Origin of the sequence: Lentilactobacillus rapi DSM 19907 = JCM 15042, from assembly GCF_001436255.1 — a bacterium.
In the GTDB taxonomy this organism is placed as follows: Bacteria; Bacillota; Bacilli; order Lactobacillales; family Lactobacillaceae; genus Lentilactobacillus; species Lentilactobacillus rapi.
This window is the reverse complement of sequence record NZ_AZEI01000030.1, coordinates 19,761-29,595: the sequence shown is the minus strand read 5'-3', so window position 1 is coordinate 29,595 and position 9,835 is coordinate 19,761. Positions and strand designations below refer to the sequence as shown.

Genomic DNA, 9,835 nt, shown 5'->3' with positions numbered 1-9,835 from the left:
CTTTTTTGCAAAAGTATACCAAAACTCAATTTAGATCTCAAACAGTTTCTAAGAACCTGTATTAGGGTGGTTTCTCAACATCGGAACCATACATTCAAATTTCCCAATACTCGGCGCCACTCACTTCAAAAACTATAAGCAACATCTTACACTTTATGAAGATATTTTCAAGTTCGCGAAACCAATCATGGTCGCCTAACCTCAATCACCGGTAAATTGGCAATGGCTTTCACAAAATCCCGGTCATGGTCAATGACTAACATTGGCGGCTGATATTTCAGAATTAAATTTTCCACCTGTTGCTGGGTGATCACGTCCAGATAATTCAATGGCTCATCCCACACATAAAGATTCGCAGGTTCGCAGAGAGACCTGGCCAGTGATACCTTGCGTTTCTGGCCCATGCTCAGATCTTCAAGCCTGGTGGCGAACGCCGAGCGCTCAAAGCCCAATTTTCGCAGCATGTTCAATAAGTTTGGCAACTCAATCGCATCGCTTGCCGAATAAGCTTCAATCGAACCGTGTAAAGCTTCAAAATTCTGCGTCAAATACGAGATTTTGAGCTTCGCGGATCGGGCCACCGTTCCGTTGGTAATCAAATGACGCTCCCCTAGAATTGCTTTAATAAGCGTTGTCTTGCCATTGCCATTTGGCCCCAGCAAGACTTGCCGTTGTCCAGGCTTTAACTCAAAAGTAATCGGTTGGTTTAACGTCATGCCGTTTCTGCCAACCTGCAAATCAGTCACTTGCAGTAAGTGTTGCTGATGCGGCGGTTGAAAATTCATTGTTAATTGCGGCATTTCGTCAATATTTTTCAATAAGCTTTTCTTCTCATCAATCGCCGTTTCAGTTCGGTTGAGAGTGTTCTTTGAGCGCTTCATGATTTTTGCGGCTTTGTGACCTAAAAAGCCTTTATCCATCATGACCCGGCCTTGATGCTTATATGCCAGCTGTGACTTTTTGGCTTCCGCGTTGCCCGCCCATTGCTTAATTTGGTTGGCAGTTGCGTCCAAGCGTTTGATTTCGGTTTGTAGATGCTGCTTTTCGGCTTTCTCAGAGGCGTTGGTTTTATCAAACTCCCGCCGCCACGTTTCATAATTTCCAGTAAATAACTGGATTTTCTCACGGTCAATTGAGAGCACGTGGTCAATCATTTGATCGATAAAATGACGATCGTGGCTGACGACAATGAAGCCTTGCTTGCCTTTAAGGTAGTCAGCCACAACGTCTCTTGCTGCGACGTCCAAATGATTCGTCGGCTCGTCAATCAACTTGAAAGTCCCCGACTCACTGAACATCACGGCTAGCAATGCCTTGGTTTGTTCTCCTGGACTGAGGGTGGCAAATGGTCGATCCAAAACATCGTCGGCCAACTGGAGCTTATCCATTTCAACTTGAATCCGCCAGAGTTCGCTTGGATCCAACTTGGCAATTTTAAGCAAGACCGTCGCGGTCGCCTGGCTTGGATCAGCAACCGGCTGGGGAAAGTAGGTGAACGCCACGTTGGTATTGATTTCACCATGGTAATCTAACTGGCCCAACAAGATCCGCAGAAAAGTGGTCTTCCCACGGCCGTTGCGACCAATCAACCCCAGCTTCCAACTGTCATCGATATTCAAACTAAATTGATCAAAAATATTCTGAGGCATGCCATCATACCTAAATGACAGGTCATGAATTTTAATTGTTCCCATTTGGGATCACCTCGTTTATTGAGATGCCCATCCCAGTGGCTCTGAGTGCAAAACAAAAAGTCTGCTAAACGGAAACATTCCGCCGGCAGGCCATCTGAGTTGATATTTTTGTGAGAGCACCACTTTAAATAAATGTCAGGTATTAACCTGCCACTAAAAGTGACGTCGGATTTAGATCACACAAAATTACTAATTCGCACAGAATAACCCCTGCTGATGAGCAGTGATAGTATCAAATTCTGTATTAACGATTAGTAATCTTCAATGCGATCCACATCCCTTGGTTTGTAATCTAGTTGATATACCTAGTGCACATTTCTATTGTTTCACAAATTGACCATTTAGTCCACCCCCGCTTTCAAACAGAAACGGCAAATGTGGTCATGAAGCCGCTTAAATTGGCAAGTGTTTGCTGGAATGTCTGTCCAAATGCGTTACAATAAAGTTGTGAAGAAAGCGCAAACAGTTTGCGTTACCGAGTTATGAATAACCACCCTAATTCCGCGAAATGCTTGCGATCTTAACAATTAATCACACAGGGGAGCGATCTTATGGATGAAAACTTGAAAATCACGTTAATTGGGTTTTTGACCCTCGTCATTGGCACGATTTTGGCTTCAATTGTGGCAAGCTTTGGATTCACAGATATCATACCTGGATTGTTATCATTCCTCATCGCAGCTATTATTGTGACCGCCGGCTTTGAATTAGGTGGCCGGCGTCACGGTGGCAGAAGAGCCTAACAAGCTCAAGTCAATCTCAGGAAATCAAAATGAGCTTGCCGTGAAAAACAGTTTGATTTCAGGACTTAAACAACTCGCGCCACCATCTCCGAGTGTGGAGATGGTGACGCGAGTTGTTTAGGTTCTGGGATTATTTTTATTAACTTTACCAATTAATAGCGGCAGGCTACGATGCAGTTAAAGCTCATTTACCAACTGATTTTTTTGGTTTATTTTAGCCAGTAGAGTGAGGAGCATTAAGGAATCCAGCGGGACTACTCAATTCTCACCAATCACCTTCAACCCTTCTTTAGCTGCCAGCTTGGACAACGAATGCCCCGCCACAAATGCCCGCACCCATTGCGGATCATACCTGCTATAATTTCTCAAAGCCCACCCAATCGCCTTTTGAACGAAAAAGTTCTCGGTATCAACATCAAATTCAATTGCCTTGGTCAACAACCTGGTATCCAAAGTTTCTTTCTCCAACAGCTGGAGCAGGATCGCGACCCGGCGCATCCAAAAGTTTTCGTGCTGATAAAATAAGTTAAATACCCGCTCCTTTTCCTCGGGGTGCAGCACCACGTACTTGCCAAGCACTTTCCGCCAAGCATCGACACTATCCCACCAAGACTTCACTTGAATGTACTTGGTCAAATGCGCAATGCCATCAAAGTCCAGTCGTTTTACATTTGCGTACGCAGTATCGATGGCCACGTACTGGTACTCTCTCGCATCTCGCTGATAAAGGTCCGCAATTACTGTAAAGACTTCAGCAAGTGGCAGTTGCCGAGAGGATCGGATAAAGGGTTTGGATTCCACCTTTCGTTCTGGCGTTTTTAATCCCAAAAACGGGAACTGATTGCGCATGTAACGTTCCATATGTGGTTGATTTTCTTTGTTACCAGTAAGTTTGAACATTTGTACTCCCCATTCGAATAAGCTATACTCATTTTACCAGTTCAAATGGAGGTTACGTCAATGTTTATTAATCAAATTAACGAAAAGATTGCCCTCAAGTTGCCCAGCAAAAATGACGCTCAAGATCTGCTTGCCTTAATCGATGAAGACCGTCAGGAGCTCAGCAAATGGTTACCGTGGGCGAAAACAACCCTCGCTGTCAGTGATGAGGCCAACTTTCTCCAATATGGCATCGAGAAAATGGCCCAGGTAGATTTCTGGTTCGCTATCATCCTCGTCAACGGTGAACCCGCCGGCATGATCGACCTCCACGACTTTCAGCACGACCACTTTCGCTGCCAAATTGGTTATTGGCTTGCCAGCCGCTTTCAAGGGCAGGGGGTCATGCATCTCAGCGTTTCTGCGATAGCAGCCATCGCCTTTAATGAATTACATCTAAATCGCTTGGAAATTCTTGCCGACTCTCGAAACAAAAAAAGCCGCAACGTCGCTGAACGCTGTGACTTTGATCAAGATGCTATTTTGAAGCAGTATGCCTTTTATAATGGGCAATTCAGGGACATGGTCCTCTATTCAAAGTTGAACTCCTGATTATTTTCCAAATACGATCGCAAACAGCAAAATCACCGCTGCAAGGAGAATCGTTTGGCCATGAAAGTACTGAACCAAGTAACCATTTAATAATGCACCAACGAAGAACGAGCCGATGATGGTTGAAATGTCACCGGCTTTTTTGAGTGCCTGGCGGTCATTTTGGGCAAAGAAATCCAGCACGCTTTCCGCTAGTGTTCGGACGTTTCCGGTCATCATGAGCGACGTAAACGGCCCATTCTTCAGCGTTCGAAACTCTTGAAGCTGAGAGGCGGCAGCCAGTGCCAGCATCCCGGTCGTTACAAGTTCGGACACCCGATCGGCAATAATGCTGACGACGATAAATAGCAAAATTTCAAACGCCAACGTGATCACCCGCCGTCTGACAATCCGTTCAACCGGATAGTGATACTGAACGGTTCTGATGATTGCAACGCCGACCATGAACATGAGCAGTGACACGATTGCCTGTAAGATATCCCCGTATTCTCCACGGCCGATTCGCAGCCCGGTCAGAATTAAATTACCCGTTTGCAATCCAGCAAAGACGCCACCGTCCTCAAGATAAGTATAGGAATCAAGTGCCCCAGCGGCCATCGCTAATAAGGCACCACTTAATAATCGTTCGTATGCCCCAATTTGTTGTTCTTCTTCCATCGTCATCCCCCCGTGAGCGTGACAAAACGCTTAACAACCGGAGATCCCCATTCTGCCACTTGGGTTGTGGTGATGTTCCGGTTGTTGGTTTATGTAGCTATCAACACCCAAACATCATAGACGATAAAAGACACGATTACCACCAAAAAGGCTTTCTAACTCAACACCCGATTAATTTCATTCATGATCAATGCCTGATTCACGAAGCCCGTGTTCGGAATCTTGAATCGGTTAATGGTTGTTGACCCCAATCGTAATGGTCGTTGTTCCACACCGATACCTTGCTCATCCAAATGAATCACATTGTAGGCCGTCGCATCCGTCACAAAGTGTTCGTGAGCGTTGGAGCAGTTAATGTGATAAGCGGTTGAATCCGCCACGACATTTAGGATATCCCCAATTTGGTAAGTATTCGCAAAATGAACGTGGCCGGAAAAAACGGCTTGAACATTGCTGCCATGAATCACGTTCATCAAGTCATCCCCATTCTGCAGAATGCTATAGGCCATGTTTTTTAATGGCGCTCCCGGCAACGGATGGTGCATAAAAATCAATGCCGGTTTAGCGGATCTTGCCAACTTATCCTGGAGCCAATCCAGTTGCGCCTGGTCAATGTAGCCCTGTTCTAAATCCCCGCATTTAGTATCAAGAAAATAGAAATCCCATTCGGCGCCAACAATCTTATAGTAATAGCGACTCCGATACGGCCGCTTTAAATAACCATCGTAAAATGGCCGGGTTCGGTCATGATTCCCCAAAATCACTTTAATTGGGGCCATTAGTCGTTCCTGTTGCTGAGCCAAAATGTGCCTTAAATGATGATAATCGGCTGCTTTGCCTTCATGAATCAGGTCGCCGGTGATCACAATCAAGTCGGGATCCACGTTAGTCGTATAAATGTCGTCAAAAACGTCCTGCAACTTATCAGCCGGATCAATCTGCTGATGATTGGCAGGCTGGCCGCCTTCCGGGGTTAAATGCGTATCGGTAATTTGAACAATTTTATAGACCATTGTTAATCACTCCAATTCATATTGTGAATTCTGATTGGCTTCAATCCGTTCGTGACTCTGGGCATCAAATAATAAGAGTTCCTTGCGGGATAATTTAGCGTAAACCGTCTGGCCAACCCCGGAATCCCAGCTGGTCACGACCGCCTTGATTTCCAAACGATCAAACACTTTAAGGGTCAGCTGCTTATACCGACCATAGTCAACAACGGACTCAACTTCAGCGGGAAAATCAGCTCCTGTTGGATCTTCCGACAGGCTCACGTTTTCAGGCCGAATCCCGACTAAGTAATCGGTATCCTCTTGCAAATCAGTCGTCTGATAAGGAGCCAGGTTGGCCACAACGGCGCCGCTTTCATCTAACAATTGGTGATTAAAGTAGGTCACCTTGAACACATTAATCTGGGGTGTGCCCACAAACTGAGCCACGAATAAATTGGCCGGATTGTGGTACAAATTTTCTGGTGTATCAATCATCTGAATCTTGCCATCGTTAATGACGGCGATCCGATCCCCCAGCGCCATTGCTTCCTGCTGGTCATGGGTGACGTAAATAATGGTTTGCCCATTTTGCTCGTGGAGTTTCTGAATTTCGTCACGAGCCTTTTCTCGCAGCTGGACATCAATGTTTGACAACGGTTCATCTAATAGAAAGATCCGGCTCTTTTTCGCCATCCCTCTCCCCAAAGCGACCCGTTGTTTTTGACCACCAGACAATTGGCTTGGGTAGCGATCCTTATAATTTGTTAAATTCAGTGAAGCCAGAATTGAAGTGAGTCGTTGCTCGCGAATTTGCTTGGGAACCTTGTGAACGCGCAAGGCATATTCCAAATTTTGATACACCGTCATATTCGGGTAGAGCGCGTAATCCTGAAACACCATGGCGATGCTGCGCTGGATGCTGGTCATTTGAGTGGCATCTTGACCGGCAATCAACACCTTGCCGCCCGTGGGCGCTTCCAGGCCAGCGATAATCCGCAACGTGGTTGATTTACCACAGCCTGACGGTCCCAGCAATACCAGAAATTCCCCGGGTACCACTGAGAGATCCATTTTATCAATCACATTGGTTTTCTTATTGTAACTTTTGGACATGTCATCTAACTCAATTGGGAAGCCAGTATTTTCCATCAAATCATCCTCACTTTAGTCCTGAACTACTGATACTATTCAAAATGTATTTCTGGAAGACCATATAGATCAACAGTGGCGGCACGATCATGATGACGGCCAGAGCCATCGCCAATGGGAAGTTAGTCCCACCTTCGCTTGAAATATAGTTTTGCAAAGCCAGCGGTAGGGTGAAACTGCTTTTATCTTTCAATACCAGCGTTGGCCAAACGTACTCGTTCCAACTATTGATGAAAAAGATTGCCCCAACACTGATGATGCTTGGTTTTAGCAATGGAATAATGATGTTCATAAAAATTCGCCGGTTGGGAATTCCGTCAACTTTGGCAGATTCAGTGAGACTGCTGGGGATCTTTTCCATCGCTTTAATAAACAACATAATCCCAGTCGCATCACACATTTGGGGCAGCGCCACCCCGATCACATTATTAAGTAAGTTCATTTTCGCAATTACCAAATAGTTTGGAATCATCACCGTTGTGAACGGCACAAAAATGGTGGCCACAAAGATAAAGTAGATCAGTTGCTTACCTTTGAAATGAAAGTTCTGGAATGCGTAAGCCGCCAACAATCCGGTCCCAACTTTTCCAAGGGTCACAATCATTGCCATCAAGAAGGTGTTGGAAACCATCCGCAGCAAGTTAATCTGCTTGTTCAGCGTCAAATAATTGCCTAACGTTGGATTGGAGGGAATCAGCTGCAAAATTGAATGGTAGGATTCCTGCAGTGTCTTAAACGAGTTGGAAATCATGAACACCACTGGCAGCATAATCGCCAAAATAATGAGGATCAGTAGAATGTGCCAACCCCAGTTCCGTTTTTCAGTCAGCATCTTGTTTCCTCCCCTCAACGAATTTGATTTCAATGAATAATAGAATCAAGAAGATCACAAACGTCACGGTTGCCAATGCGGACGCGTTGCCGGTTTTGTAGAGGACAAAGGCATTGAGGTACGTGTGATACAGCAAGTTAGACGACCCATAGTAGGGGCCACCTTGCGTGATGACGTTGATTGGCGTAAAGACATACTGCAACCCTTGAACGATTGTCAAAATGAAGACGTAGATCGCCACGCCCTTATTCAGTGGCAGCACAATGTTCCAAATGACCCGCCACTTGGGAATGCCATCCAAAGTGGCGGCATCAAGAATGTTGCGCGGGACGGCTCCCAAACCGGTGAGCAGTAAAATGAAATTATAACCAAACACTTTCCAATTGGTAATCAAACAAATCACGACAATTGCCATGGCACCGGAATTGGTCCATTGAGGCACTTTCATGCCAAAATCCCTGAGGAAGAGTGCCAGTGGGCCGGAAACGGGGTTCAAAATCCATGAGAACAACATTGCGCCAACCACTAACGAAAACAAGCTGGGAATGAAGAACAGGATTTTGTATGGTCCCTTCATTTTGCCAATGAAGAAATTGACGATCAGCGAAATGAAATATGGAATGATAAAGTTTAAAATCACCAGTAGGACAATGTAGACGAGCGTATTTAAAATCACTTTCTGGTTCGTTGGGTCGGTGAAGACATTGACGTAATTTGCCAAGCCGACAAACTGCTTAGTTGGGGCAATCAGGTTCCAATTAAAGAAGCTTAGATAAAATGTGTAGCCAATTGGAACGATCATGAACACCAGTAATAACAGTGCCGATGGTAGTAGGTATAGAAATGGCAAAAGCCGTCCTCGCGGCTTGCGGGAAACCCGCGGGCCAGAACGACTGTTAACAGCCTTTTCAATTTGTGAATTATTGTTGAGCATTAATCTTCTCCTGTGCGGCCTTGAGTGTCTGGGCAACATTGCTGCCGGTTAAAATCTTGTCCCGGGCATCAATCATGTCCTGTTCGGCATCTAACCCATTCTTAGGGAATGATGTCCAAGGAACGGCGTTGGTCAATTCTTGGGTAGCTGGTTTAATCATTGGATTAGCAGCCAAGTACTTCTTAAATTGAGCTGAATCCAAGGCAGTCTTGGTTGGTGGCAAGTAACCAGTTCCCTTGTCCCAAGTTAACAGTGAATCATTTTTATAGAGCCACTTTTCAAAGGTCCAAGCAGCTTTTTGTTTGGCACTGTCCTGAGAAGTGAGGGCTAACATTGACCCACCAACCGGAACGGTCAGCTTATTGCCCTTAAAGGTTGGCGCAATCTGTGAGGAAGCCTTGAAGCTGACACTTTGTTTAATGTGTGAGGCTTGAGCAACGGTTGTGAACGCCATGGCCACTTTGCCATTGGTGAAATCGTCCATCCCTTGTGCCCAAGGCGTATGAATCGCGGTTTTATCCTTTAAAACCATATCTTGGTATAGCTGATAAGCTTTGACACCTTGAGCACTGGCAAACGCTGCTTTACCGGCAGAATTTTTAATTTGCGCACCATTGCTTAACATCATTGCTTGTTGAGCCCAGGTATCAGCGGGTTCTTGAATGTAGACACCATAGTTGCCGCTCTTTTGCTTGATGGTCTTGGCAGCTGCTTGAACGCCTTCCCAAGTACTCAAGCTGCTCTTTTTAATCCCATATTTGGCAAGCATACTGTCATTGGTAAATAGAATTGGCGTACTCAATGAGTATGGCAACCCAACTAACTTACCTTTGGCATTTTTAGCGAAGGATAACGACTGGGTCGAAAAGTTGTTCGTAATGGCGCTCTTACTCTTATCAAATTTTTGAGCTGCGTCAGTTGGCGTCATGTACTTGAAGTTGTCAGAGAAGTAGTTCGTGAATGCCCAACCAACCTGAACGATATCCGGCACTTTTCCAGATGCCTGAGCGGATTGTAAATTCTGCATCAATCCTTGATACATATTTGGATTGTATTTAGCAGTTACTTTGATGTGCTTGTGGGTCTTGTTAAACTCTTTGACGAGCTTATTAACAGATGCCCCACCCTGTGTTTCAGCGTTAACATGCCAATATGTAATGTGGGTGGTTTTGGTTGCTGCAGACTTGGAACACCCAGCAAACAATAACGCAACCCCGACAATTGACAAAAGACCGATTACTCGTTTTAAACCGTGACTAATAGTCATCATGAAACCCTCCTATTTACGATGTACTTATAGGTTAACAAGGTGATGTAAATTGAAGGCAAAAATTATGTTTCAA

The 9,835-nt window shown here is 45.1% G+C and carries 10 protein-coding genes; 2 read left to right on the top strand and 8 right to left on the bottom strand.

Translation table 11 applies throughout. From position 1 onward, the window contains the following. Positions 1–185 precede the first annotated feature (185 nt). Complete coding sequence (abc-f, locus tag FD12_RS04915) at positions 186–1,694, bottom strand: ribosomal protection-like ABC-F family protein (protein ID WP_054748614.1); 1,509 nt, start codon at positions 1,692–1,694, stop codon at positions 186–188. 551 nt (positions 1,695–2,245) lie between these two features. Between abc-f and FD12_RS04910 the strand changes: the two genes are divergently transcribed. Continuing rightward, complete coding sequence (locus FD12_RS04910; RefSeq protein ID WP_054748612.1) at positions 2,246–2,437, top strand: hypothetical protein; 192 nt, start codon at positions 2,246–2,248, stop codon at positions 2,435–2,437. 258 nt (positions 2,438–2,695) lie between these two features. Here FD12_RS04910 and FD12_RS04905 read toward each other — a convergent pair whose 3' ends face one another. After that, positions 2,696–3,337: a DNA alkylation repair protein gene (locus FD12_RS04905; protein ID WP_054748609.1), complete on the bottom strand. Its 642-nt coding sequence runs from the start codon at positions 3,335–3,337 to the stop codon at positions 2,696–2,698. A gap of 60 nt (positions 3,338–3,397) precedes the next feature. On the opposite strand from FD12_RS04905, the gene FD12_RS04900 reads away from it, so the two are divergent. Next, complete coding sequence (locus FD12_RS04900; RefSeq protein ID WP_054748607.1) at positions 3,398–3,928, top strand: GNAT family N-acetyltransferase; 531 nt, start codon at positions 3,398–3,400, stop codon at positions 3,926–3,928. On the opposite strand, the gene FD12_RS04895 is transcribed toward FD12_RS04900, so the two are convergent. The 6 genes from FD12_RS04895 to FD12_RS04870 form a co-directional block, all read right to left on the bottom strand. Then, positions 3,929–4,585 (bottom strand): YoaK family protein, encoded by a 657-nt coding sequence (locus FD12_RS04895; RefSeq protein ID WP_225427309.1) that lies wholly within the window; start codon positions 4,583–4,585, stop codon positions 3,929–3,931. Positions 4,586–4,740: 155 nt separating this feature from the next. Next, on the bottom strand, positions 4,741–5,598 hold the full coding sequence (locus FD12_RS04890) for a metallophosphoesterase family protein (RefSeq protein ID WP_056982000.1): 858 nt from the start codon (positions 5,596–5,598) through the stop codon (positions 4,741–4,743). A 6-nt stretch (positions 5,599–5,604) separates the two neighbouring features. Continuing rightward, the gene (locus FD12_RS04885; RefSeq protein ID WP_054748603.1) at positions 5,605–6,726 is read right to left on the bottom strand and encodes an ABC transporter ATP-binding protein; all 1,122 of its coding nucleotides are present in this window, start codon (positions 6,724–6,726) and stop codon (positions 5,605–5,607) included. Positions 6,727–6,736: 10 nt separating this feature from the next. Continuing rightward, positions 6,737–7,558: a carbohydrate ABC transporter permease gene (locus FD12_RS04880; protein WP_054748600.1), complete on the bottom strand. Its 822-nt coding sequence runs from the start codon at positions 7,556–7,558 to the stop codon at positions 6,737–6,739. Next, positions 7,548–8,492 (bottom strand): carbohydrate ABC transporter permease, encoded by a 945-nt coding sequence (locus FD12_RS04875; protein ID WP_054748597.1) that lies wholly within the window; start codon positions 8,490–8,492, stop codon positions 7,548–7,550. The genes FD12_RS04880 and FD12_RS04875 overlap by 11 nt, the downstream gene beginning before the upstream one ends. Continuing rightward, entirely contained in the window at positions 8,479–9,762 is a 1,284-nt protein-coding gene (locus FD12_RS04870) for an ABC transporter substrate-binding protein (protein WP_225427310.1), read from the bottom strand. Before FD12_RS04870 ends, FD12_RS04875 begins: the two co-directional genes overlap by 14 nt. Between the last annotated feature and the right edge of the window lie 73 nt (positions 9,763–9,835).

What these genes read in the sequence shown, in the direction of transcription:
- FD12_RS04910 (WP_054748612.1), top strand. Translation starts at nt 2,246, where the DNA reads ATGGATGAAAACTTGAAAATCACGTTAATTGGGTTTTTGACCCTCGTC.
- FD12_RS04885 (WP_054748603.1), bottom strand. Translation starts at nt 6,726, where the DNA reads ATGGAAAATACTGGCTTCCCAATTGAGTTAGATGACATGTCCAAAAGT.
- FD12_RS04900 (WP_054748607.1), top strand. Translation starts at nt 3,398, where the DNA reads ATGTTTATTAATCAAATTAACGAAAAGATTGCCCTCAAGTTGCCCAGC.
- abc-f (WP_054748614.1), bottom strand. Translation starts at nt 1,694, where the DNA reads ATGGGAACAATTAAAATTCATGACCTGTCATTTAGGTATGATGGCATG.
- FD12_RS04875 (WP_054748597.1), bottom strand. Translation starts at nt 8,492, where the DNA reads ATGCTCAACAATAATTCACAAATTGAAAAGGCTGTTAACAGTCGTTCT.
- FD12_RS04870 (WP_225427310.1), bottom strand. Translation starts at nt 9,762, where the DNA reads ATGATGACTATTAGTCACGGTTTAAAACGAGTAATCGGTCTTTTGTCA.
- FD12_RS04905 (WP_054748609.1), bottom strand. Translation starts at nt 3,337, where the DNA reads ATGTTCAAACTTACTGGTAACAAAGAAAATCAACCACATATGGAACGT.
- FD12_RS04895 (WP_225427309.1), bottom strand. Translation starts at nt 4,585, where the DNA reads ATGGAAGAAGAACAACAAATTGGGGCATACGAACGATTATTAAGTGGT.
- FD12_RS04890 (WP_056982000.1), bottom strand. Translation starts at nt 5,598, where the DNA reads ATGGTCTATAAAATTGTTCAAATTACCGATACGCATTTAACCCCGGAA.
- FD12_RS04880 (WP_054748600.1), bottom strand. Translation starts at nt 7,558, where the DNA reads ATGCTGACTGAAAAACGGAACTGGGGTTGGCACATTCTACTGATCCTC.